Source organism: Pseudomonas sp. GM21 (genome assembly GCF_000282215.1).
Taxonomy (GTDB): domain Bacteria; phylum Pseudomonadota; class Gammaproteobacteria; order Pseudomonadales; family Pseudomonadaceae; genus Aquipseudomonas.
In genome coordinates, this window is sequence record NZ_AKJS01000109.1 from 1 (window position 1) to 23,718 (window position 23,718).

Annotated in this window: 24 protein-coding genes; 11 read left to right on the top strand and 13 right to left on the bottom strand. The window is 59.0% G+C overall.

Annotated elements, in window-relative coordinates:
• The 3 genes from PMI22_RS11205 to PMI22_RS11195 all read left to right on the top strand — a co-directional run.
• The coding region (locus PMI22_RS11205; protein WP_007946780.1) for a hypothetical protein at nucleotides 1–385 on the top strand (385 nt) is incomplete at its 5' end.
• Nucleotides 386–418: 33 nt separating this feature from the next.
• The gene (locus PMI22_RS11200; protein ID WP_007946781.1) at nucleotides 419–1,195 is read left to right on the top strand and encodes a class II glutamine amidotransferase; all 777 of its coding nucleotides are present in this window, start codon (nucleotides 419–421) and stop codon (nucleotides 1,193–1,195) included.
• A gap of 14 nt (nucleotides 1,196–1,209) precedes the next feature.
• Complete coding sequence (locus PMI22_RS11195) at nucleotides 1,210–1,752, top strand: DUF2937 family protein (RefSeq protein WP_007946782.1); 543 nt, start codon at nucleotides 1,210–1,212, stop codon at nucleotides 1,750–1,752.
• Between the two features lie 77 nt (nucleotides 1,753–1,829).
• Here PMI22_RS11195 and PMI22_RS11190 read toward each other — a convergent pair whose 3' ends face one another.
• From PMI22_RS11190 to PMI22_RS11175, 4 genes are all read right to left on the bottom strand, one after another.
• Nucleotides 1,830–3,941 (bottom strand): TonB-dependent receptor, encoded by a 2,112-nt coding sequence (locus PMI22_RS11190; protein WP_007946783.1) that lies wholly within the window; start codon nucleotides 3,939–3,941, stop codon nucleotides 1,830–1,832.
• On the bottom strand, nucleotides 3,938–5,167 hold the full coding sequence (locus tag PMI22_RS11185) for an MFS transporter (protein WP_007946784.1): 1,230 nt from the start codon (nucleotides 5,165–5,167) through the stop codon (nucleotides 3,938–3,940). The genes PMI22_RS11190 and PMI22_RS11185 overlap by 4 nt, the downstream gene beginning before the upstream one ends.
• Nucleotides 5,157–7,079: an IucA/IucC family protein gene (locus PMI22_RS11180; RefSeq protein ID WP_007946785.1), complete on the bottom strand. Its 1,923-nt coding sequence runs from the start codon at nucleotides 7,077–7,079 to the stop codon at nucleotides 5,157–5,159. The genes PMI22_RS11185 and PMI22_RS11180 overlap by 11 nt, the downstream gene beginning before the upstream one ends.
• Before the next feature lie 111 nt (nucleotides 7,080–7,190).
• On the bottom strand, nucleotides 7,191–8,120 hold the full coding sequence (locus PMI22_RS11175) for a LysR family transcriptional regulator (protein ID WP_007946786.1): 930 nt from the start codon (nucleotides 8,118–8,120) through the stop codon (nucleotides 7,191–7,193).
• Nucleotides 8,121–8,268: 148 nt separating this feature from the next.
• Between PMI22_RS11175 and PMI22_RS11170 the strand changes: the two genes are divergently transcribed.
• From PMI22_RS11170 to PMI22_RS11155, 4 genes are read left to right on the top strand one after another with little or no spacing between them, the layout of a single operon-like run.
• Nucleotides 8,269–9,555, top strand: a complete 1,287-nt coding sequence (locus PMI22_RS11170) for an MFS transporter (protein ID WP_007946787.1) — start codon at nucleotides 8,269–8,271, stop codon at nucleotides 9,553–9,555.
• 44 nt (nucleotides 9,556–9,599) lie between these two features.
• Nucleotides 9,600–10,352 carry a 5-oxoprolinase subunit PxpA gene (locus PMI22_RS11165; protein WP_007946788.1) on the top strand — a complete coding sequence of 251 codons (753 nt, stop codon included), beginning with the start codon at nucleotides 9,600–9,602 and terminating at the stop codon, nucleotides 10,350–10,352.
• The gene (locus PMI22_RS11160; protein WP_007946789.1) at nucleotides 10,349–11,053 is read left to right on the top strand and encodes a 5-oxoprolinase subunit B family protein; all 705 of its coding nucleotides are present in this window, start codon (nucleotides 10,349–10,351) and stop codon (nucleotides 11,051–11,053) included. The genes PMI22_RS11165 and PMI22_RS11160 overlap by 4 nt, the downstream gene beginning before the upstream one ends.
• A complete protein-coding gene (locus tag PMI22_RS11155) occupies nucleotides 11,050–11,976 on the top strand; it encodes a biotin-dependent carboxyltransferase family protein (protein ID WP_007946790.1) in 927 nt (308 codons plus the stop codon). Before PMI22_RS11160 ends, PMI22_RS11155 begins: the two co-directional genes overlap by 4 nt.
• A gap of 103 nt (nucleotides 11,977–12,079) precedes the next feature.
• On the opposite strand, the gene PMI22_RS11150 is transcribed toward PMI22_RS11155, so the two are convergent.
• Both PMI22_RS11150 and PMI22_RS11145 read right to left on the bottom strand, forming a co-directional pair.
• Nucleotides 12,080–13,258, bottom strand: coding sequence for a vWA domain-containing protein (locus tag PMI22_RS11150; RefSeq protein WP_007946791.1), 1,179 nt, complete (start codon nucleotides 13,256–13,258; stop codon nucleotides 12,080–12,082).
• A 12-nt stretch (nucleotides 13,259–13,270) separates the two neighbouring features.
• On the bottom strand, nucleotides 13,271–14,116 hold the full coding sequence (locus PMI22_RS11145) for an AAA family ATPase (RefSeq protein ID WP_007946792.1): 846 nt from the start codon (nucleotides 14,114–14,116) through the stop codon (nucleotides 13,271–13,273).
• Between the two features lie 166 nt (nucleotides 14,117–14,282).
• Between PMI22_RS11145 and PMI22_RS30640 the strand changes: the two genes are divergently transcribed.
• Together PMI22_RS30640 and PMI22_RS11140 are read left to right on the top strand one after the other, a co-directional pair.
• Entirely contained in the window at nucleotides 14,283–14,549 is a 267-nt protein-coding gene (locus PMI22_RS30640; protein ID WP_081502803.1) for a DUF4160 domain-containing protein, read from the top strand.
• The gene (locus PMI22_RS11140) at nucleotides 14,537–15,040 is read left to right on the top strand and encodes a DUF2442 domain-containing protein (protein WP_007946793.1); all 504 of its coding nucleotides are present in this window, start codon (nucleotides 14,537–14,539) and stop codon (nucleotides 15,038–15,040) included. The genes PMI22_RS30640 and PMI22_RS11140 overlap by 13 nt, the downstream gene beginning before the upstream one ends.
• On the opposite strand, the gene PMI22_RS11135 is transcribed toward PMI22_RS11140, so the two are convergent.
• Complete coding sequence (locus PMI22_RS11135; protein ID WP_007946794.1) at nucleotides 15,037–16,113, bottom strand: DUF748 domain-containing protein; 1,077 nt, start codon at nucleotides 16,111–16,113, stop codon at nucleotides 15,037–15,039. The two genes, PMI22_RS11140 and PMI22_RS11135, sit on opposite strands and share 4 nt — an antisense overlap.
• 129 nt (nucleotides 16,114–16,242) lie before the next feature.
• On the opposite strand from PMI22_RS11135, the gene cysK reads away from it, so the two are divergent.
• Entirely contained in the window at nucleotides 16,243–17,217 is a 975-nt protein-coding gene (gene cysK, locus PMI22_RS11130) for a cysteine synthase A (protein ID WP_007946795.1), read from the top strand.
• 213 nt (nucleotides 17,218–17,430) lie between these two features.
• Complete coding sequence (locus PMI22_RS11125) at nucleotides 17,431–18,369, top strand: aspartyl/asparaginyl beta-hydroxylase domain-containing protein (RefSeq protein ID WP_007946796.1); 939 nt, start codon at nucleotides 17,431–17,433, stop codon at nucleotides 18,367–18,369.
• Between the two features lie 53 nt (nucleotides 18,370–18,422).
• On the opposite strand, the gene PMI22_RS31405 is transcribed toward PMI22_RS11125, so the two are convergent.
• The 6 genes from PMI22_RS31405 to PMI22_RS11100 form a co-directional block, all read right to left on the bottom strand.
• Complete coding sequence (locus PMI22_RS31405; RefSeq protein WP_157214439.1) at nucleotides 18,423–18,623, bottom strand: hypothetical protein; 201 nt, start codon at nucleotides 18,621–18,623, stop codon at nucleotides 18,423–18,425.
• A complete protein-coding gene (locus PMI22_RS11120; protein ID WP_007946798.1) occupies nucleotides 18,620–19,165 on the bottom strand; it encodes a hypothetical protein in 546 nt (181 codons plus the stop codon). The genes PMI22_RS31405 and PMI22_RS11120 overlap by 4 nt, the downstream gene beginning before the upstream one ends.
• A 177-nt stretch (nucleotides 19,166–19,342) precedes the next feature.
• Nucleotides 19,343–20,284: a LysR family transcriptional regulator gene (locus tag PMI22_RS11115; protein WP_007946799.1), complete on the bottom strand. Its 942-nt coding sequence runs from the start codon at nucleotides 20,282–20,284 to the stop codon at nucleotides 19,343–19,345.
• A 70-nt stretch (nucleotides 20,285–20,354) separates the two neighbouring features.
• A complete protein-coding gene (locus PMI22_RS11110; protein WP_007946800.1) occupies nucleotides 20,355–21,884 on the bottom strand; it encodes a tripartite tricarboxylate transporter permease in 1,530 nt (509 codons plus the stop codon).
• Nucleotides 21,881–22,414 (bottom strand): tripartite tricarboxylate transporter TctB family protein, encoded by a 534-nt coding sequence (locus PMI22_RS11105; protein WP_007946801.1) that lies wholly within the window; start codon nucleotides 22,412–22,414, stop codon nucleotides 21,881–21,883. Before PMI22_RS11105 ends, PMI22_RS11110 begins: the two co-directional genes overlap by 4 nt.
• Before the next feature lie 52 nt (nucleotides 22,415–22,466).
• A complete protein-coding gene (locus PMI22_RS11100) occupies nucleotides 22,467–23,483 on the bottom strand; it encodes a Bug family tripartite tricarboxylate transporter substrate binding protein (RefSeq protein WP_007946803.1) in 1,017 nt (338 codons plus the stop codon).
• Nucleotides 23,484–23,718: the final 235 nt, after the last annotated feature.

The window sequence follows — 23,718 nt, forward strand, 5'->3', positions numbered from 1 at the left end:
GGGGGAGCCGCTGCGGCTGCTGGTGGCCGTGTTGCTGTTCAGCCCGACGATCATCGATCCGGTGAAGGATAAAGTCGCACCGGCCATCGCCATCACGGCGCTCGACCTGTTGTTCAAGGTAGGCAATAACGCATGGCGGGCGATTTCCGATCTGCTCATGTACGGCATGATCGCCTTTGGTCTTTATCTGGTCATGGTGGCGATCCGCATCCCCATCGAGCGCGCCGCCAATGCCCGCAAGGAACAAGCGGCCGCCGCCAAGGCTGCCGCCAAAGCCGACGAGCCTGAAGAGGATCATTTTTTCGGCGGTGCCGGCGATGATCGTTACGGTCGTCCGCCGGTTCCGAGCAATCCACAGCGATTGCGGGTCGAGCCGCGTTTGTAACTTTGCCCCTGCCTTTTCATCGAGAGTCCGAACATGTGTGAGTTATTGGGCATGAGCGCCAATGTGCCGACCGACATCGTGTTCAGCTTCACCGGGCTGATGCAGCGCGGCGGCCGTACCGGCCCGCACCGTGACGGCTGGGGGATCGCGTTCTATGAAGGCCGTGGCCTGCGCCTGTTTCAGGACCCGGCCGCCAGCAGCGAGTCTGAAGTCGCAAACCTGGTGCAGCGCTATCCAATCAAAAGCGAAGTGGTGATCGGGCACATCCGCCAGGCCAATGTCGGCAAGGTCTGCCTGTCCAATACCCACCCGTTCGTGCGCGAACTGTGGGGGCGCAACTGGTGTTTCGCCCATAACGGCCAACTCGCTGACTTTCAACCGACTGCCAGTTTCTATCGCCCCGTGGGTGACACCGACAGCGAGGCGGCGTTCTGCGATCTGCTCAACCGCGTGCGCGCGGGGTTCCCGGAACCGGTCGAGGTGGAGCAATTGCTGCCCGATCTGGTGGCGGCCTGCGCCGAATACCGTAGCAAAGGCGTGTTCAACTGCCTGCTCAGCGACGGTGACTGGCTGTTCTGCTATTGCTCGACCAAATTGGCCCAGATCACCCGTCGGGCGCCTTTCGGCCCTGCGCGCTTGAAGGATGTCGATGTGATCGTCGACTTCCAGGCCGAAACCACGCCCAACGACGTGGTGACAGTAATTGCCACTGAACCCCTGACTGAAAACGAAACCTGGACCCGCTACGAACCGGGCCAATGGAGCCTCTGGCGGCGCGGCGAATGCGTCAGCCAGGGCAAGACCGAATAAGGATCTCCCCCCTGATGTTGCTGAGTTATCTACGGCTGGTGTTATTTGCGGCGGGCCTGTTGATCGGTGTACAGGTGCCGGGATTTATCAATGATTACGCCAAGCGCGTCGAGGCGCACCTGATCGAGGCGCAGACGGGTTTGAGCGGTTTTCAGGGCACGGCCAATCAGTTTTTCAAGGGCGACATGCAGGCGCTGGTCGCCCACTACCGTGCCAGTGACGACCCGATCTTTCGCAGCGATGCCGACAGCCTGAGCAACCTGCTGACCCGTCAGCTGGCGCTGGACAAGCAATTCCAGGCCATGCAGGGCCCTTGGTACATCCGCTTCCTGCAAGTGGTGCTGGCCGCCGACCCGGACATCCGCAAGGAAACCTGGAATGGCTACAGCTACCAGATCCTGCTGACGCCGCAAGCGATGATCTGGGGCATGAGCGGCGCGATGCTGTTGTCGTTCGGCATCGAATGCCTGTTCCGCTTGATCGACTGGGTGGTGTTGGGCGGCAAACGCCTGCGCCAGAGCCGGCCGATCGAAGACCGGGATGTGCGCGGCCTGTAACCCTGCAGCCGGTTTGCCGGCGATTGCCGCGACACCTATGTCCGGCAGATCGCATCGCTGGCAAGCCGGCACCTGTTTTACCAGTCGACCGAGTAGCTCATGCTCAACGTGCGGCCTTCGGCGTTGGCGAACGGCATTCTGGCGTTGGCCTGGGTGAACAGGTTTACGTACGTGCGATTCGTCAGGTTAAACACCCCGCCTTCAAGACGACCGACCGGCAGTTGCACGGAGCCGAGCAGGTCCACCAGCGTATAACCGTCGATGTCGAGTCCGTTGTTGTCCTTGGCGGCGGCGTCATAACTGGACAAATGCATGCCTTGCAGGCGCAGGTTGTAATCCTCTTCGATATAGCCGACGAACAGCGTGGTCTTGGCCGGTGAGATGCGCGTGGCCGGCAGATCGATCCACTTGCCGTTCTGCTCGGTCTCGCCTTTGGCCCAGGCGTAAGTGCCACCCACCGACCATTGATCGGTCACGCGGTAGTTCAGGTTGTTTTCAATGCCGCGAACGCGCTCTTTCTGGTTGATCAGGCGTAATACGCGATCATTGGCATCGTAGAACTGGGTCACGTCCGAGGTGTTTTCATACACGGTGACGTCGGCCTGCCACTGGTCCCAGTCACCACGCCAGCCCACCTCGTAACTGTTGACCTTGATGGCCTGGGCGTTGAGGCTCTGGATGTCGAAGGTGCTGCTGACGTCACGCATGAAGCGCTGGATATCCGGCAGCGAAAACCCCTGGCTGAAATTGGCGAATACGTCCTGACTATCACTCAGGTGGTAGACCGCGCCCAGGTTGTACAGTGTGTCATCGTATTTGAGGGTGTCGCCGGGCAGCGTTGCGCGTACGCCGGTCTGGACGATCTCACCATAAGCGATGCTGTCGGAAACGTCGCTTTCGATCCATTCACGGCGTACACCGCCACGCACGGTCCAGTCACCGATGTCCCATGACATCTGCCCGAACAGCGATTTGGTGGTGGTTTCGATGTCCGGGCCCAGCTCGTAGGTGGTGCCGGTCTTGGTGTAGGTCAGACCATTGAGCGTGTATTGATCACCTCGTTGGCGGGAGCGCTCATTATCATAGTCGGCACCCCAGACCAGGTTGCCAGTGGCACTGCCGATGGCCGGCAGCGGCGTGTCGATGGCTGCGCGCAGGCCGTAGACATCTTGCACACTGTTGTTGTCGGAGATCCCGGCCTTGCCCCGTGACAGGTCCGGGAAAAACAGTGCATCGGCGCGGCGCCAGTAACTTTCCAATTGCAGGCCTTGACCGTAGAAGTCGGCGTCGGTGTAGTTGAGGTTGACTGCCTGGTTGTGGGTATAGGGTTGGTCATCAAGTTTCAATCCCTTGACTGCCACGGCTTGCTGCAGGTTTTTCGGGTCTTTGGTGTAACCCGTGTCCTGCTGATCCTTGTAGTCCTGCAGCGACAGACTGAGTTTTTTATCGGCATCCAGTTCGTAACCGAAACGACCTTGCAAGTCATAGGTTTCGGTGTCCATGCTGCTGCCCTGAGAGGTGTCCTGAGGGATGCGGTTGCCGTTGCCATCGTACATATCGTTGCGCTGGATCAGGTCGGCGGAGACGTACCAGTCCAGGGCATCCTTGCGCCCGGTCGCGCTCTGAAAAGTTTCGTAGGCAAAGCCTTTGCTATTGAGGTTATTGCCGGTGGTCAGGCCCAGTTTGCTGCTGTAGGCAATGTCCTGACCCTGATTGCGCTTGGTGATGATATTGATGATGCCGCCTGAAGCGCCGGCACCGTAGAGGCTGCTGGCGCCGGAGACCACTTCGATGCGTTCGACGCTGGCCGGGGTGACGCTGTTGAGCTGGCGGAAGTTGTCGCGTGTGGCGTTCTGCGATACGCCGTCGATCAATACCAGCATGTTGCGCCCGCGCAGGGTCTGGCCGAAGTTGCTCATCCCGCCGCTGGACGGTGCAAGACCGGGGACCAATTGCCCGAGGATGTCGGAAATCCGGCGACCCGCGCCGCTTTGCTCACGGATCTGCTGTTCGTCGATCACCAGGACCGAACCTGGAATCGAGGCGATGGTCGCTTCGCTGCGAGTCGCGGAGACGACGGTGGCTTGCATGTTCAAAGTGCCGGGCTGCTGCTCGGTATCTTCGGCCCAGGACTGGGCGCTGAAGGTACCGAGCAACGGGATCAGCAGGGGGAGTTTGATTCGGGTCATGATGAGGACTTTTTTGAGTTGTGATAAGTGTGAGCAGGCAAGGTTGAGCGGTCAGGTGTGGCGTTGAATGACCGCACGCAGCGGATCCCTATAGCGGCTACGGCGTAGGTCAGCGCCACCAGCCAGAAACTATTGGCCAATCCGACCAGCCCCATGCCGACTCCGCCGAGAACGACGCCAAGCAGAGCGCCAGCCTTGGCCGCGCTGTTGCCGAGGCCGAGCGCAAAGCCCTGTTGGTTGGCGGATACGGTGTTGGCGATCAGGGCATAAGCCACCGGCAGCAGGGCGCCTTGCCAGATGCCCCAGACGAGCCGACTGACGAGAAACCCCAGCCATTCGTTGGCCAATGCCGTGGCCGCCAGCGTCAGGGCACACAGCCAGGCCACGCCTTCGATGACGCGCAAGGTGTAGGCCGGCTGCCAGCGGTCGAACAGGCGTCCCCACAGCGGTGCGGATATGGCCAGGGTCGCGGCGCTCGCCGCGTAGGTCGCGCCGATCAGCCAGCTTGGGGCGTGCAGAATGTTCGCGACGTACAGCGCATAGAACGGCTGCGGGATCATCTTCGCAGCCTGAATCAATACGATCACCAGCAGAATTCCACCGAGCCAGCCTTTGGGCAGTGCCACGGGCTCAACCGTTTTTTTCTTTGAGGCACGAGCCTTGTCGGCCGGCAGGAAAAAACTCCCCAGGGCGCACAGCAGGCAAATCGACGTCGCGCCATAACAGAGCAGGGCAAATCCCGAGACGTCCATCAGCCAGCCGCCCAGTATCGGCCCGATCAAAGAGCCGACTGCGGTCGCCGATTGCAAGCGGGCCAGGGTGTGACCCCGTCTGGAACTGTCGCAGCAGGCCAAGGCATAGGCTTGCGCGGCGGCGAGAAACCCGGCCAACGCGCCTTGCATCACGCGAATACCTACCAGCAGCCACGGGTCGAGGGTGATGGCCGCCAACCCTTGGCACAGCGCGAGTGCCAGCAACGCCCGGACAATCATCGGTTTGTGTCCGGTGCGATCACCCAACCGGCCCCACATGGGCGTCAGGAGCATGGCGGCCAGCATTGGACCGGCATAGACCATTGCCGATAACAGCGCGGTGTAGCCGGCGCCCTCCGGTCCGAGCAGATGCTGGATTTGCAGGGGCCAGAACGGGCCGCTCATTTCCATGGCACCCATGGAGACAAACTGGATAACGATCAACAGTCGCAAGGCGCGACCGTCAGTGAGCATGGGTGATGGGTCGTAGCGGGTTACTCAGGCGTCCGACGATGTCGGCATGACTGTCGAGCAAGCGCATGCGCATGAAAGATTTGGCAGGCCAATCCTGTTCCAGCAAGGCTTGGCGTTCGCTTTCCCAGCGTGTCGGTTCAACGCGCTCGCGCAAGGTCTCGAAGCACTGCGCAACGTGCGTTGCCAAGCGCTCCCAAAGGATGTTTTCCGGCACACTCCAGTGGCGGGCACAGAGCAACGTCAGCTCACCGAGGTGGCACATGAATGTGGTGTGCAGGAGTTTGTCGCGGACAAAACCGGAGTTGTCATACAGGGTCATTTCCGGATCGTGCAACTGGATATCCAGGCCCTTGGCGTGCAGGGTTTTGCGATCGATACGAACGTCGCCAAAGTCACGCAATAACAGCCGATTCAACTGCCCGTCAGCGCCCATCACCATGAAACTGTTTTGCTGGTGCGCTTCGAACGCCACGCCATACATCAGGTAAATGCCCAACAGACTCGGTACCGCAATCGACAGGTAATCATCGAAGAACGCCAGGATGGCCTCGCTGTCGTCACGGCCCTGAGCCAGTCTTACCCAATCACGCAGCAACGGTTGTTCGAATTCGTTGACGGCGAACAGGCTGCCGACCGGCACCGCCAACTCGCCTTCTTGCAGCAGGGTAAGCGGGTTGTCGCGATACAGCACGGCTGCATGCCGAGAGCGTTCGTCATCGGCCGGTTGCGGCGCGTAGTGCACGCCGATGCGCTCCGGAACGATGTTCAGCAGACGCTGAATCTGCGGCTCCTGATCGAGGATTTTCAATATCAGTTGGCTGATGCGCGGCCCCATCCGGGCCGAGCGCGGCGACACGGTGCGCTGCACACTGGTCAGGCGCAAAGCCACCGGCAGTTTGACCATCGGCGCAACGCGGCTGGCGTCCGGCAGGACCGTGCGGAAGGACATGGTCGGGTGGCCGGTAAAAGCGACGATGTCAGTGACGATCAGCAGGTTGTCGGCGATCTCGTTGGCGAACGAATCCGGCAGTTCTTCATGGGCTTGCCATGGGTGCGACGGGAGCGGGAGGTAGTCCTTTACGTCCAGGCCCAGTTGCTGCAAATGGCGCTGCAATTGTTCGGCGGGCAGTGGGAAGTGACCTTGCCACCACTCCCAGTAATTGGCGGTCCCCGCCAGCGCTTCGACGTGTGCGTACTGGCGGTGCAGTGCGCACAGCACAATCGGAAAACTCGCTTCGAATTCCGGCGAGAAAGCGATGACCTGAGCGGCGCTCAAACCCAGTTTGGTCTTGTAGTTCGGGTGCCACGGATGGCCGAGAGTGCCCCACTGTTCGAGCAGCGATGTAGGGTTCTGGTGGCTGGCGTCGGCTTTGAGCCAGGCGAGCAGGTTGTCATCGTACTCGGTATCGATCTGCTCTCTCAGGCGCTCGGTCCATCCATGGTGAAACGCCAGGCACAGGGTGTCGTTGCTGAAGCTGTCATCCAGTTCCTGGGCCAGACGCTCCAGTACTTGAGGAGAGGCTGGCGGGTTGAGCTGAGTGCTGAGGTGAGCGAGCAATTCGCTGGGCAGCTGGATTTTGTGAGGCAGTCTGTCGGGGGTGTGCAGGACGATGCTGCCGCGCACGTCCCAGCTGTTCATTCTGTTACTCGACAGGTGCTCGAAGCACAGGTGCGCGCCATCGCCAAGCGGCAGCCAGCAACGGCTATTGTCGTCGTATTCGCAAGCGTCGGGGTTGATCAGGCCTTCACGAAACAGCGCCTGGATCAGGCGTTGGAAGCAGCGCTGGGCGGCGGGCTCCAGCGCATTGCTCAAATGGTCAAGGGTGATTCGGTGGGACTGGAAAGCCTGAGTTCCAAGGGCTTCGCTCCAGTGAGCGAGCAATAGCTGCTGTTTTTGCGTGTAGGCGCGCATCTAGTCCGACTCCTTCTGGACAGTTGATTAGCTGAAAGCGCGCAGAGAATACCTTTTGGGAAATATTATGCAAATGATAGTAATTTATATTTACGTTGCAGAAAGTGTCCTTCAGATTCTGGCCAAGGGTTTGCTCAAAACGATGTAGTGCTCGCCCACTTTCTGCGCGTAGCGCTCCACGACGTGCTGACACAACGCCACAATCTCCTCGACCCACTCGACGCCCGTGCGCCACGACACCACCACTTGCAAATCCGGTGGCCGTTGGTCGATGGCCAGCAGAATCAGTTCACCGCGCGCCAGTTCCTCGGCCACCAGCACCGGCGGCAGCGCGCCAATGCCGAAACCATCACGCAAAAGCCGGGTAATCGCCGACACCGAGTTCACGCAGTTCAGGCGTGGCGTCATCACGCCATTGGCCTGCATCAGGGCGAGCACCTCCTGATGCGGATGGGAGTTTTTCGAGTAAGTAATGACCCGCTCGCGCGCCAGATCGGCGATGCCCGAATACTCACGGTTGTAGAGCGAATTACTCGCTGCGATCCAGCCCATGGGATGACTGGCCAGCTCAAGGCTGCGCACGCTTTCCTGGCGCATCAGGTCAGTTTGCAGGATCAGATCGAGAAAGCCTTTTTGCAGCTGATCGCAGAGGTTGAGCGAGGTATCGGCCACCAGTTCGATTTCCACCAACGGATAGAGATCCGTCATCTGCGCCACCAGCGGGCTCAGCCAGGTGTGGATCACCGTGTCCATGACGCCGATCCGCACCCGACCGGCCTTGCTCGAACGGGTCTCGATCGACTGTTTGAGCGCCTGCATGGTGTCCATCATCTGCTCGGCATAGTCGAGCACTTTCAGGCCTTCGGGCGTGAGGCTGACGCCGCGTGAATCGCGCAGAAACAGCTTCACCCCCAGTTCACTTTCGAGCACGGCGATGCGGCTGGAAATCGAGGCTTGGGTGGTGAAGAGTTTGTCGGCGGTCAGGCGAAAACTCTTGAGTCGGGCGACCCAGACAAAGGTTTCGAGAAACTTCAGATTCATGGGATCAACTTTTTCTTATGCCTAAGCCCGGTTTTTATTAGTTGGACGCAGCAGGGCCGGGAACCCAAAAATCGGCACATCCGGTTCCCACGATAGGCGTCGTCGGGGCTCAGAACAATACCAATAAAAACTAGCGCGGAGATTTGCCATGAGTGCGCCCGACACGCTCGACATCCCCAAAACAACGGCTCGCCCGGGGCCTTTCGATTGGTACCGCAACATCAATCAGCAGGAACGCCGCACCTTCTGGAGCTGCAAGATCGGCTATGGCCTGGACGGCATGGACACCCAGATGCTCAGCTTCGTGGTGCCGACCCTGATTGCGATGTGGGGCATTACCACCGGCGAAGCCGGGCTGATTCACACCAGCACCCTGATCGCCTCGGCCATTGGCGGTTGGGTGGCGGGGATTCTCTCCGACCGCATCGGTCGCGTGCGCACCTTGCAACTGACCGTGTTGTGGTTCGCCTTCTTCACCTTCCTCTGCGGTTTCGCGCAAAACTACGAGCAGCTGCTGATCAGCCGCACCTTGATGGGCTTCGGTTTCGGCGGTGAATGGACCGCCGGCGCAGTGCTGATGGGCGAAGTGATTCGTGCCAAGGACCGTGGAAAAGCGGTGGGCATGGTGCAATCGGGTTGGGCACTGGGGTGGGGGCTGACGGCGATTCTGTATGCGCTGCTGTTTTCGTTTTTGCCGCCGGAAGACGCCTGGCGTGCACTGTTCATTCTCGGCATCGTGCCGGCAATTTTTGTGATCTTCGTTCGTCGCCTGGTGAAGGACCCGGAAATCTACCGCGAAGCCAAGGCCAAACAGGAACCGAGTAACCCGGCGAAGTTCTACGAGATTTTTGCCCCCGGCATCCTCTTCACCACGATTCGCGCATCGGTGCTGACCACTGGCGCACTGGGCGGTTACTACGCGATTACCTCCTGGTTGCCGACGTTTCTGAAGAACGAGCGGGGGTTGAGCGTACTCGGCACGGGTGGTTATCTGGCGATGGTGATCGTCGGTTCCTACGTCGGATACGTCATCAGCGCCTATTTGACTGACATTCTCGGGCGCAAGAAGAACTTCATCCTGTTCGCGGTCGGCTCATTCACCATCGTGTTGCTCTACACCCAATTGCCGGTCAGCAATGGCGTGATGCTGTGGCTGGGTTTCCCGCTGGGCTTCTTCGCCTCGGGTATTTTCAGCGGCATGGGCGCGTTTTTGACCGAGTTGTTTCCGACGCGGATTCGCGGCTCGGGCCAGGGGTTTTGCTACAACATCGGGCGGGCGCTGGCGGCACTGTTTCCGCTGTTGATCGGTTTGCTTAGCCAAAAGGTGCCATTGAGCGTCGGCATCGGGGCGTTTGCGGCAGTGTCCTACGGGGTGGTGATCCTCGCGGCGCTGAGCCTGCCGGAAACCCGTGGCAAACAACTGGATGCGCAGTAATCTGCCTGCCTCTGAAAAGCATAAAACCTACAGGAGTGTTCTCCGTGAGCCGCCTGCTATTGAACTGCGACATCGGCGAAAGTTTCGGCACCTGGACCATGGGTCTGGACGCCGAAATCATGCCCTATATTGATTGCGCCAACATCGCCTGCGGCTTCCACGCCGGCGACCCGGGCATCATGCGCAAGACCGTCAGCCTGGCGCTGAGCAACGGTGTGCAGATCGGCGCGCACCCGGCCTATCAGGATCTGGTCGGTTTCGGCCGGCGCTCGATGGCGTATACCGCCCAGGAACTCCAGGACATCCTGCATTACCAGATCGGCGCCCTCGATGGCATTTGCCGCGCTCAGGGCGGCCGCGTCAGCTACGTCAAACCCCACGGCGCGATGTACAACGACATGATGGCCAACCCGGCGCAATTGCGTGCGGTGCTTCAGGCCGTGGCGGCGTACGACCGGAGCCTGCCGTTGATGTTGATGGCGACTCGCGACAACAGCGCCGCGCAGCTTCTGGGCGATGAATATGGCGTGACCTTGTGGTTCGAAGCCTTCGCCGACCGCGCTTACAACAGCGCGGGTCTGTTGGTTTCGCGACAATTGCCGGGCGCTGTGCATCATGATCCCAAACAAGTCATTGAGCAGGCGCTGACCATTGCCCGTGGCGACGCCCTCACTGCCAGCGACGGCAGCGCATTGTACTTGCAGGCCAACACCCTTTGCGTGCATGGCGACAACGCCAGTTCGGTTGCCGCTGTGCAACGGATCCGCGAAGCCCTTGATCAGCAGCGCGCATCATGAAGCTGCGGGTAGAGGTGGTGGCGCTGGATTGCCTGATGGTGCGTCTGTTCGATGAGATCAGCGAATCCAACATGCCGTGGATGCTGGCGGCCAGCGAAAACTTGCGGGCTGCGTTCGGCGTGCATCTCATCGATCTGGTGCCGTCTTACACGACGTTGATGGTGCATTACGATTTGACCGCGCTAAGCCCGACTCAGGCTCGGGAATTGATCGCCCAAGCGCTGATCGACCTGTCACCTAACACCCGCACTGGCGGCAAATGTCATGTGCTGCCGGTCTGGTATGACGTGAGTGTCGGCCCGGAGCTGAGCTTGTTGTCGCAGCGCAGCGGGCTGACGATGGAGGAGGTGATCCGCCGTCACAGCGGGCGCGAATATCAGGTGTTCGCCTTGGGTTTCGCACCGGGTTTCGCCTTCATGGGATTGGTCGAAGAAGTGCTCGCCGCGCCCCGATTGGACACCCCGCGCAAAAAAGTCGCGGCCGGCAGTGTCGGCATCGCCGAACGGCAGACGGCGGCCTATCCGGTGGTATCCCCCGGCGGCTGGAACCTGATCGGCCGCACGCCGGCCAAACTGTTTGACCGCGAGCGTGACGGCTACAGCCTCATGCAACCGGGCGACACGGTGCGCTTTGAAGCTGTCAGCCATGCCGAGTTCATTCATCTGGGCGGTGACGACACACCATTGGAGGCGCAGGCATGAGCCGCTTATCAATAGAGGCGAGTACGCCTCTGTGCCTGATGCAGGACGCCGGTCGCTTTGGCGTGCGCCATCTGGGCGTGACGCAGGGGGGCGGGCTGGATTGGCGTTCAATGTCTTGGGCCAACTGGCTACTGGGCAATGACCTGAATGCGCCGGTGATCGAAATCACTCTCGGTGGGTTCGCGGTAATGGCCGAAGAGGATTGCGTACTGGCGCTGGCCGGGGCCGATCTAGGGGCGACGGTGGAGGGCGAGGCACTGGTGCCATGGCGCAGTTTCAGGCTGCAAAAAGGTCAGCGATTGCAATTTACCCAGCCCAAGCGAGGGGCTCGGGCTTATCTCGCCGCGCCGGGCGGGTTTGAGGCGCCAAGCGTGTTGGGCAGCCGTTCGACCGTGGTCCGTGAGGAGCTTGGCGGCCTGGATGGCCGGGGGCGGGCTTTGGCCAAAGGTGCGCAGCTGAGCTATGCCGGTAGTGCGTTGCTCCTGCTGCGGGAGTTACCGGCGCAGCATCGACCGGATGTCACCGACAATTCGCCGCTGGATCTGGTGCTGGGCGCACAGATCGGCGAGTTCAGCGGGCAGAGTCTGTTCGACGCGTTCAACCGTGTGTGGACCCTCGACAGCCGCGCCGACCGGATGGGCATTCGCCTGCTGGGCACGGCGTTGCAGTACCAGGGAAAACCGATGATTTCCGAAGGCATCCCCCTCGGCGCGGTGCAGGTGCCGCCGGACGGGCAGCCGATTGTGTTGCTCAATGATCGACAGACCATTGGCGGGTACCCGCGATTGGGAGCGTTGACGCCGCTGGCTCTAGCGCGGCTTGCGCAGTGCTTGCCGGGGGCGAAGGTGCGGTTGCGGCCGGTGGTGCAGGAGGTGGCGCATCGGCAGCAAGTCGAGTATCTACATCGATTCCTGAAAAGCTAAAAGCTTCGCGAGCAGGCTCGCTCCCACAATGGATCTATGTCGTACACAAGACCCCATGTGGGAGCGAGCCTGCTCGCGAAGAGGCCGGCACTGACAACAAAGATTACTTGGAAAGAAACCGCATCCCTTCCTCCAACCCCCGAAGGGTCAGCGGATACATCTGATCATCAATCAAGTCCCGCACAATATTGGTCGACGACGTGTAGCCCCACGTATCTTTCGGATACGGGTTAATCCAGATGAGCTTCTTGTACTTCTCCCGGAACCGCTGCATCCACACATACCCTGCTTCTTCGTTCCAGTGCTCGACGCTGCCGCCTGCCTGGGTGATTTCATAAGGCGCCATGGCGGCGTCACCGATGAAGATCACTTTGTAGTCGGCGCCGTACTTGTGCAGCAGGTCCTGGGTTGATGTGCGCTCGGAGGTGCGACGCATGTTGTTCTTCCACACCGATTCATAAATGAAGTTGTGAAAGTAGAAGTACTCAAGGTGCTTGAACTCGGTCTTGCAGGCCGAAAACAGCTCCTCGCAAATCTTCACATGGGCGTCCATCGAGCCGCCGATGTCGAACAGCAGCAACAACTTGACGGTGTTACGCCGCTCCGGTCGCATCTGGATATTCAGCAGCCCGGCGTCTTTGGCGGTGTGGTCGATGGTGCCATCGATGTCCAGCTCTTCCGCGGCTCCCTGACGGGCAAATTTGCGCAACCGACGCAGGGCCACCTTGATGTTGCGCGTGCCCAATTCCACCGAATCGTCGAGGTTCTTGTACTCGCGCTGATCCCAGACCTTGACCGCTTTACCCTGACGTTTTCCGGCATCGCCGACCCGAATGCCTTCCGGGTTGAAGCCGCCGGAGCCGAACGGGCTGGTGCCGCCGGTGCCGATCCATTTGTTACCACCGGCATGGCGTTCTTTCTGTTCTTCTAGGCGTTTCTTGAACTCTTCGATCAGTTTGTCCAGGCCACCAAGGGACTGGATCGCGGCCCGTTCCTCGTCGGTCAGCGAGCGCTCGAACTCCTTGCGCAGCCAGTCTTCGGGAATCAGTGCCTGAAGGTGATCGTCGAGTTTTTCCAGACCATTGAAGTAAGCCCCGAACGCCCGGTCAAACTTGTCGAAATGCTTTTCGTCCTTCACCAGAATCGCCCGGGACAAGTAATAGAACTCGTCCATGTCGGCGAAGGTTACACGCTGTTTCAGCGCGTTGATCAGGTCCAGCAGCTCACGCACCGAGACTGGCACCTTGGCGGCGCGCATTTCATTGAACAGGTTGAGCAACATGGCATCAGCCTCTTAGCGGGTGCCGCGACGGCTCATGAACGCCAGGCGCTCAAGCAGCTGCACGTCCTGTTCGTTCTTTACCAGCGCGCCGGCCAGCGGCGGAATGGCCTTGGTCGGATCGCGTTCGCGCAGTACCGCTTCGCCAATGTTGTCGGCCATCAGCAGCTTGAGCCAGTCCACCAGTTCGGACGTCGATGGCTTTTTCTTCAGCCCCGGCACTTTGCGCACATCAAAGAACACGTCCAGCGCTTCGCTGACCAGGTCTTTCTTGATGTCCGGGTAGTGCACGTCGACGATCTTTTGCATCGTGGTGCGGTCCGGGAAGGCGATGTAGTGGAAGAAGCAGCGACGCAGGAAGGCGTCCGGCAGCTCTTTCTCATTGTTGGAGGTAATGATGATGATCGGTCGCTTCTTGGCCTTGATGGTCTCGTCGATCTCGTAAACGTAGAACTCCATCTTGTCGAGTTCTTGCAGCAAGTCATTCGGGAATTCGATGTCAGCCTTGTCGATCTCGTCGATCAGCAGAATCACCCGCTCTTCGGATTCGAAGGCTTCCCAGAGCTTGCCCTTTTTCAGGTAGTTACGAACGTTGTGGACCTTTTCCGTGCCCAGTTGCGAGTCGCGCAGGCGGCTGACCGCGTCGTACTCGTACAGGCCCTGATGCGCCTTGGTGGTGGACTTGATGTGCCAGGTGATCAACTTGGCGCCGAGTGACTCGGCCAGTTGCTCGGCCAACATGGTTTTGCCTGTGCCCGGCTCGCCCTTGACCAGCAGTGGACGCTCCAGGGTAATGGCGGCGTTGACCGCCAGCTTCAGGTCATCGGTGGCGACGTAGGCCTGGGTGCCTTCGAACTTCATCTGCTAATCCTCGAACGGTAACGCCGACCTGAACGAGGCAGGGCGGGGCGCAATAGTGGTGATGCCCGACTATACCGCGCTGCCCGGTCGACTGTGAACGCAGACGGCTTATTCAGTCTCTGAATGGGGCGTCACATCTTGACTCGGTCTCGGCTGCTGGCCAGTATTGGGCTATCGCCATTTTGGCGATATCGTGCGGGGCACGTCTACTAAATATCGATTTCGTGATACGTACCGCATTCAATTGCGCGAGAAGGATCATCCGCCACCCCATGTTCACCTGACCGGTGGCGGGCTCGATGTGATGCTCTGCCTGGAAACCGTCGAAGTGATGGTCGGGAAGGCGCCGCCGCTGATTATCAAGGACGCGCGGGAATGGGGCAGGGCCCATCAAGTGCAATTGTTGGAGGATTGGAAACGATGTTACCCATGAAACGACCACGGCTGTCGGCCGTTCAGTCGTTGCCAGACAACCGTCTGGCGCTGACTTTTATCGATGGTCAGCAGCTAACACTCGATTTGAGCCGTGACCTGCACGCTTATCCAGGATTACAACCATTGCTGGCGCCGCAGGCGTTCACCAGTGTGTGTCTAGGCGATGATGGCTGGAGCGTTGAGTGGCCTGAGCTGGACATTCAAATCGGGGCAGACACCCTGTATCTGGATGCACTCGCACAAAACGCATCCGACGAAAACACTCGTATGTTCATTGAATGGCGCGCACGCACCGGCTTGTCACTCAATCAGGCGGCTGAGGCGCTTGGTGTCAGCGCCCGCAGTATCAGCCGCTACAGCAGTGGTCGTGAAGTGGTGCCGCGATCATTGGCACTGGCCTGCCTGGGCTGGGATTTTTTGCAACAGCAATCGACATCTTCACGGGCAGCTGAGGAAACCGGTCGCTATACCGTCACACGCAAACCCTAACCGGCCTCCGGCTTCGGCCGCTCATACTGGGCGTTGAACGCCTTGATAAAACCGTTGCGTAAAATCTGCAAAAACGCCTGGAACGCGCTGATATCCTGGCGATGCACGTTACCTTTGAGTTCCACTCGGGTTGCGAACTGGTTTTTACCCTGGTTTTTCAGAACGGTTTCAGAGCCTCCGACGATGGCCTCCCAAATGGATCGGAAAATCCCTTTGTCCTTGTTTTCCACATCCTGTCGCCAGTTGAACACGTCGACGTCTTTGAGCAGCGGTTTGATGTAGCCGGTCAATTGGGCTTTTTTGGCTTGCGCTTCAATGACCACGTCGCCGTGGCCTGCGTTGAAGTCGAACTTGCCATAGGCCGAGGCGAAGTCGTTCATGCGCTTGAGTTCAATGCCTTTGGCGCGCATACGAAATTCAAAGTCTTCGAAATTGCTCAGTGGATCGAACGTCGCCGTGGTTTCCAGCGGTGCGTGCCCGAGCAGCAGGGCCTTGCCTTCGAAGCGAGCGTCACGCTTGCCTTGTTTGTCGACCACATTGGTCAGGTTGTAAATGCTGGCATTGACCTCAGTGGCGTTCATATTCACGGGAGGCTTGGAATTGAAGTTGCGAAAACTGAGTTTGCCGTCGTGGATCTGCACTTCGTCCAGGGTAACGGGTAATAATTTGCCCAATTGCGCACGCCAGTCGGTGCCCTCACCGGTTTGTGAGTTCTTTTTATTGGCGCCGCCGTCAACGAAGTTCACCTCGGGGTTGAAGAACTGCACCTGGGCGACCACCGCATGGTCGTGCCAGAGTGAATGCCAGCTGACGGAAAGGTCGATCAGCGGTGCATTGACGAAAGGCACCGGGACCTTGCCGTCGACCTTGACGATTTTCAATCCGTTGATTTTGTAAGCGCCGCGCCACAGGGCCAGGTCCACATCGGTGATCTGGCCACGGTAGTCACCCATGTCAGCCAGTCTGTCGTTCAAATAGTCGCGCACCATATAGGGCAGGGCGAAGTGCAGGGTGATCAGCAGCACAACGAGGCCGGCGAGCGTCCACAGGGGCCAACTGTATCGACGTTTCATGGTGGTAAATCTCTGGCGATGTAAAGCGATTGACTGCGCTGACAACCGGACGTTCGACCTGACTGGACGACCAAGGGCAAGAGGCTTACCTTGATGCGCTAATTCCATGCTGCAGTTAAGGACCCAGACATGAGCCGTATCTTCGCTGACAACGCCCACTCCATCGGCAATACGCCGTTGGTGCAGATCAACCGCATCGCCCCGCGCGGCGTGACCATCCTGGCCAAGATCGAAGGGCGCAACCCCGGTTATTCAGTCAAATGCCGGATCGGGGCGAACATGATCTGGGACGCTGAAAGCAGCGGCAAACTCAAGCCTGGCATGACCATCGTCGAACCGACCTCAGGCAATACCGGAATCGGCCTGGCATTTGTCGCCGCAGCCCGTGGTTACACGTTGATGCTGACCATGCCGGCGTCCATGAGTATCGAACGACGCAAGGTGCTCAAGGCCCTGGGCGCCGAACTGGTCTTGACCGAGCCGGCCAAGGGCATGAAAGGCGCGATTGAAAAAGCCGGCGACATCGTTGCCAGCGACCCGGCCAAGTACTTCATGCCTTCGCAGTTCGACAACCCGGCCAACCCGGCCATCCACGAAAAAACCACCGGTCCGGAAATCTGGAACGATACCGACGGCGCCGTCGATGTGTTGGTGGCAGGGGTCGGAACAGGTGGAACCATTACCGGTGTTTCGCGGTATATCAAGAACACCCAAGGTAAACCGATTATCTCGGTGGCCGTTGAGCCTGCGGGTTCACCGGTGATTACCCAGGCCCTCGCCGGCGAGGAGATCAAACCGAGCCCGCACAAGATTCAAGGCATCGGTGCCGGTTTTGTGCCTGAGAATCTGGATCTGTCGATGGTTGATCGGGTTGAGTTGGTCACCGACGACGAGTCCAAGGCCATGGCCCTGCGCTTGATGCAGGAAGAAGGGATTTTGTGCGGTATTTCGTGTGGCGCGGCCATGGCTGTTGCTGTTCGCTTGGCAGAAACCCCGGAAATGCAGGGCAAGACAATCGTGGTGATCCTGCCGGACTCCGGCGAACGCTACCTGTCGAGCATGCTGTTCAGCGATCTGTTTACCGAACAGGAAAATCAGCAATAAGCGCGCCGCAGGTTAAGCGTCTATAAATGAGTTGGCGGGATTGATCAGGTCAGTCCCCATTCAGGTTCCTTGTGCTAATAATTGCCTTGTTGCGTAATTATTGCTGAGTGTTGTTTCGCACTGATTTTCCCTGGGGCGGGCATGTGGGTGATCGCCGGCTGCCACTTCGGATAAAGGGTGCTGAGCGATGAAGCTATTCTCAAGGAGTCGTAGATGAGCTTTACCATTGCCGCGAAAGCGTCGTTGTTGCTGCTGTTTCTCGGCAGCACACTCTTTGTCCATTTGCGTGGCAAGGCGCGATTGCCGGTTTTGCGGCAATTCGTCAATCACTCGGCATTGTTCGCCCCCTATAACGCCTTGATGTACCTGTTCTCCGGGGTGCCGTCCAAACCCTATCTGGACCGCAGCAAGTTTCCGGAGCTGGACGTGCTCAAGGACAATTGGCAAGTCATCCGCGACGAAGCCATGCACTTGTTCGACGAGGGATATATCCGCGCTGCCGAGAGGAACAATGACGCCGGTTTCGGTTCGTTTTTCAAAAAAGGCTGGAAGCGTTTTTACCTCAAGTGGTACGACAAGCCGCTGCCTTCGGCAGTAGCCCTATGCCCTAAAACCGTGGCGCTGGTGAGCAGCATTCCCAATGTCAAAGGGGCGATGTTCGCGTTACTGCCGGGTGGCAGCCACCTCAATCCGCATCGTGATCCGTTTGGCGGTTCACTTCGTTATCATTTGGGGTTGTCGACCCCCAACTCCGATGATTGCCGCATCTTTGTTGACGGGCAGGTATACGCCTGGCGCGATGGTGAAGACGTAATGTTCGATGAGACCTACGTGCACTGGGTCAAGAACGAAACCGAACAGACCCGGGTAATCCTGTTTTGTGACATCGAACGCCCATTGAGCAGCCGCGTCTTGACCCACATCAACCGCAGCATCAGCGGTTTTCTGGGTCGCGCCACAGCCACTCAAAACCTTGATGATGAACGCGTCGGCGGGATTAATCGGGCGTATGCCTTGAGCAAGAACTCCAGCGACAAGGTCAGTGGGGTGGTTAAACAGTGGAAGCGTCGTCATCCCAAGGCTTACCGCGTGATGCGGCCGGTGTTGGCGGTGGTGGTGCTGGCGTTGTTGGGGTATTGGTTGTTTGGGTGAAACTCGTCAAGAAATGACAAACCGCTCCTTGGAGCGGTTTTTTATCGCCGACTTTACGGACTCCCGGCGAGCAGGCTAGGTTCTTCGCCTTCGATGCCCGTTGCAATTAGCTGCAGAATTCGGCGCTCACTGGCTGTCAGCACTACAGCACCCTGTTTTCTTTCAGGTGTGGATGAGCGTTTTCTTGTGGGGGATTTCTTAATTACTTTACCCATCTTCCCTCCGTTATTGGTTACATATTGAACAATTTTCAAGATACTAGGCTCCCTACGGCTTTGACAAGTCGACGCTCTGCATCGAAGTAAAAGCCGAATTGTTGGTAGATAGAAATTGCACCTTTCAACGGCTCCTGTACTTCGATGAACTTGCTGCCAATAATTTTGGCGTACTGTTCAACGACCAAAATGGCCAACGGTGCAATACGTTTTTTTAGAGGATGAGCCTCTCTGGGCAATCCCTCCAATCGCACGATGCGGATTCTTTGCCGACTGTTGTTGGGATTTGCGAAACACAGTCCGCACAGTCGTTCATCAAACCAGATGGCCAGGTCCAGAGCCAAAGGCTCACTCGATTTCCATCCAACCACTTCATTCCATGCAAAGTGTGGATCTTGCCAAAGCTCCCAGGCTTTCAGTGCCTGCGCGTTGATCGCTTCAAATCGCACTTTCGACAAATCGAGATCTGTTGGCCCAACCAGCTCAAGCTCGTGTTGCAGTTGAGCAGTTTTGAGGCCTGCCAGCGTCCTGGCCCTTGATCGATACAACTGATACCGCAGACACGTCCGTTCCCTTGGCATGTGATCTCTTGCATTCCATGTCCCCCAACGCGGGTGATTCCCTTTCACTCAGCGTAAGCAGCATTTGTCTGGCTGTCGTTACTGGCCCTTTGTCCAAGTCATTGCAATCCATGTCACCCGCTGGCTGTAGTCGGCGCGTTACCCCATCACGTGCGGGAATCAGTGCTCCGGACCTGGTTATTTGGCCAACGCATGCTCTGCCCGCACCGAATTCATGAACGCCTGCATCGCCGACGATTGAATGCGATGGCGCCGGGTGATCAGTCCATAGGGGGGCAGCCGCGCTTCGAACTTGATCGGCAAGATGGCCAGCAAATCCCGCCCTGGATAGTCTTCCACCACCGACACCGGGGTGACGCCGAGCATGTCGGTCTGCTGCACCAGTGAAAGCAGGGTCATGATCGAGGTGGTTTCGACGATGCTGTTGGGGATGTCGACCCGCGCGTTGTGGAACACCTGATTGATGATGGCGCGCATCGGGCTTGGATGTTGTTGCAAAACCCAGGTCATATGCTGCAGTTCCGCCCAGCTCAGTTGCTTCTCCTGCGCCAGTGGATTTTTCGCACCGGCGATCACGCACAGGGCTTCTTCACCGAGGCTGTCAAACAGCAACTCTTCAGCCCGCGCACCGACCGGAATCCGCCCCAGCACGATATCCAGTTGATCTTGCAACAGCGCTTGCACCAACACGTCGCTGGTGTCGACCTGAATGCTCATGGACAACCGGGGATGGCTTTGTTTCAACGTTGCGATGGTGCGGGTCAGCAGCCCCGAAGCCAGTGCCGGAATCGCACCGACCGCGACCCGGCCGAGGTTGCCGGATTCCAGAGCCACCAGTTCTTCACGCATGCCGCTGAGTTCAGCGAACACCATGCGCGCGTAGTAAATGGCGGTTTCCCCGAACGGGGTAGCGCGCATGCCTCGAGGCAGGCGTTCGAAGAGTTCGACACCGAGCAAGTCCTCGGCTTCGTGGAGCATTTTGGTCGCCGCCGGTTGGGTCATGCCGATGTGGTCGGCGGCGCGGCGCAACGAGCCGAATTCCTGTAATGCCAGCATCAGCCGCAGTTGGCGCAGACGCAGTCGACTGTGGATCACATTGGCAGCAGGAATTCGGGTCATGGGCCGTGGCTCGCAAGAAAGTCTGCGGCAAGCCTGACAACAAATGTCAGGCGTTGCCAGCATTGCCGTGTCACAGCACCGATTTGGTTTTGCCGACGTGGGGTTTACGCAGGCCCATCAGGGTTCCCAGTGCCTTGGAAATCAGCGGCCAAAACAACATCAGCAGCGCCGCCGTGGTCAGGCTGCCCACAAGCGGGTTCGACCAGAAGATCCCCAAATGGCCGTCGGAGAACAGCATCGACTGCCGGAACGCGTCTTCAGCTTTGTCGCCCAACACCGCCGCCAATACCAGCGGTGCAATCGGGTAGCCGAGTTTCTTGAACAGATAACCCAGCGCGCCGAAGCCCAGCATCAGCACCACGTCGAAGAACGAGTTGTGCACCGAGTAGGCACCGATGGCGCAGACCATGATGATGATCGGCGCAATGATCGAGAACGGAATGCGCAGGATCGAGGCAAACAGCGGCACAGTGGCCAACACCACGAACAGGCTGACGACGTTGCCCAAGTACATGCTGGCGATCAGGCCCCAGACAAAATCATGCTGCTCGACGAACAGCGTCGGGCCAGGGTGCAGACCCCAGATCATCAGGCCGCCAAGCATCACCGCCGCCGTTGCCGAGCCGGGAATGCCCAGGGTCAGCATCGGCAGCAAGGCGCTGGTACCGGCAGCGTGGTCGGCGGTTTCCGGAGCGATCACGCCTTCCAGTTCACCCTTGCCGAAGTTCTCGCGGTTCTTCGAGAAACGCCGCGCCAGGCTGTAGCTCATGAACGAGGCCGCAGTCGGGCCGCCGGGGGTGATACCCATCCAGCAACCGACCAGCGTGCTGCGCACAATCGTCCACCAGTAACGCGGCAACTTGGCCCAGGTGCGCAGGATCACCATCGGTGTGATGCGTGCATGTTCGCCGCGAAACACCAGGCCTTCCTCGACGGTGCAGAGGATTTCGCCGATGCCGAACAGGCCGATCACCGCCACTTCGAAGCTGATACCGGTCATCAAGATCGGCTGGTCGAAGGTCAGGCGCAGGTTGCCCGAGACCGTGTCCATGCCGACCGCCGCCATGGCAAAGCCAATCATCATCGCCACCACGGTTTTCAGCGGTGGGTTCTTGCTCATGCCGATGAAGGTACAGAACGCCAACAGGTACACGGCGAAGAACTCCGGCGAACTGAACGACATGGCGAACGCGGCAATTTTTGTCGACAGAAACGTCAGCAACAGTACCCCGGCCAGTGCGCCAATCAGTGCCGAACTGAAGGCGGCCGTCAGCGCCTCGGCGGCGCGACCTTCGCGCGCCATCGGGTAGCCGTCGAACGTCGTCGCCACCGATGAGGGCTCACCGGGGATGTTGAACAGAATCGAGGTGATCGAGCCGCCGAACAGCGCGCCCCAATACATGCACGACAGCAGAATGATCGCCGACACCGGCGACATGGTGAACGTCAGCGGCAGCAGCAACGCCACGCCATTGGGAGCGCCGAGGCCAGGCAGCACGCCGACCAGAATGCCCAGCAGCACGCCGATCACCATCAGGCCGATATGGCCCGGGGTCAGGATCAGGTTCATGCCTTGCAGCAGGGAATCGAACTCGCTCATTTGAAATTTCTCCCGGCCAGGGCAATCCAGTCGCCCATCGGGCCGGCATCCAGCGGGACCTTGAACCACAGCGCGAAAATCAGGTAGCTGGCGAGCACGGCGCCAAGCGATACCGTACCAATCATCCACTTGCCGTAGGGTTTGACGCGGGCCTTGTCACGCCACATGAACCAGGCGATGAAACAGGCCGAGGCTACGTAGATACCGGTGAAGGGCATGGCGCCGACAAACAGCGCAATCGGGATGAACACCGACATCACCTGTTTGAAGGCGCTGCGGCTGACGAAGGAAACGCTCAGGGCTTGCCAGCGCACGAGGGTCAATACGCCGTTGCCGACACTGGCGGCACTTAACAGCAGGCCAATATAAAAGGGGAAGTAACCCGGCTCGGGGCCGGAATCGCCCCAGCCGATACCTTGTTCGACGCTGCCGAACATCACCACCGCGCCGATCAGCGTGGTGAAGAGTGTCAGACCGAGTTCGACCCAGCGGGTGCCGACCAGTGCCGGTGAATCCGTAGAATGGGACATCAAAACACCTCCAGAGGTGACGGCCGCGCGCGTGCGGACGGCCGTAGGCAACTCAGTTTTTTAGCCAGCCGGCTTCTTTGAACACCGGCGTTACGCGGGCGGTGTCTTTCTCAATGTAGGCGGTCAGCGGCTCGCCTTCGAGGAAGGTCGGCACCAGCGCGTTCTGTTTGACGTAAGCCTTGAACTCCGGCGTCTCGGTGACTTTGCGCATCAGCTCGACGTAGAACGCGCGCTGCTCGGCGGTGACATCGCCTGGCATGAACACGGTGCGCGGGAAGCGGTACTGATCGATGCCCAGGCCTTGTTCGTGGCAGGTCGGCACGTCCGCCCAGGATTTATCACCGGCGACCTTCTCGGTGTAGCTCATGCGCTCCTTACTGAAGACGCAGAGCGGCTCGACCTGGTCGCCACGCCATTGGCTGATGCTTTCGCTGGGATTGTTGACGTTGGCGGCGATGTGTTTGCCGGCCAGTTGGGTCGCGGCTTCACTGCCGCTCTTGAACGGGATGTACACCAGTTTGCTGTCATTGGTCTGGTTCAACAGCAGGGTCAGGGTCTGGTCGACATCCTTGGACTGGCTGCCACCCATGCGCAGGTTCGACGGGTCAGCCTTGACCGCTGCGTAGAAGCCTTTGGCGTCCTTCCAGGGGGCGTCTTTGTAGCTCCAGAGAATGAAGTCATCTTCGGCCACGGCGGCCACGGGTGTCAGTTCCTGCCATTGGTAGCCGAGCTTGGACACCAGCGGCAACAGGTAGATGTTGTTGGTGCCGATCACCAGTTTTTCCGGATCGCCCTTGTTCATTTTCAGGTCGAGAAAAGCTTCGGCGCCATTGCCGCCGCCCTTGTTAAGGACGATGGTATTCACATCGAGAAACTTGTGGGTGGTGATGATCGACTGGATCAGGCGACCGAGTTGGTCGGTACCGCCACCGGGGCCACCCGCGACGACGATTTCGACATTCTTGTCCGGCTGCCAGGCGGCATTGGCAAGAGCGGGAAGGGCGCCAGCGGCGACCAGCGTGCAGCCGAGAAACAGACGGGAGGTGCGACGGACGAATGCATTTCGCATGATGGAATGGCCTCGTTTTTGTATTTGTTATGAGTGACTTGTCGGAGCGGGAAAGCTGCAAGCCTGCCCTGAGTGTGGGAAGCCTCCGGCCCCACGTCTAGTCAAAACAATACATACACCGATAGCCTGGGGTTATAGCACTTGTCCTTGAACGTGGCGTTTATCGCCCAAGGCTTTGCGCCAGAGCCTTTTTCGAGAAAAGTCGAAAAGGCGATACCCATTGAAAGCTGCCTGA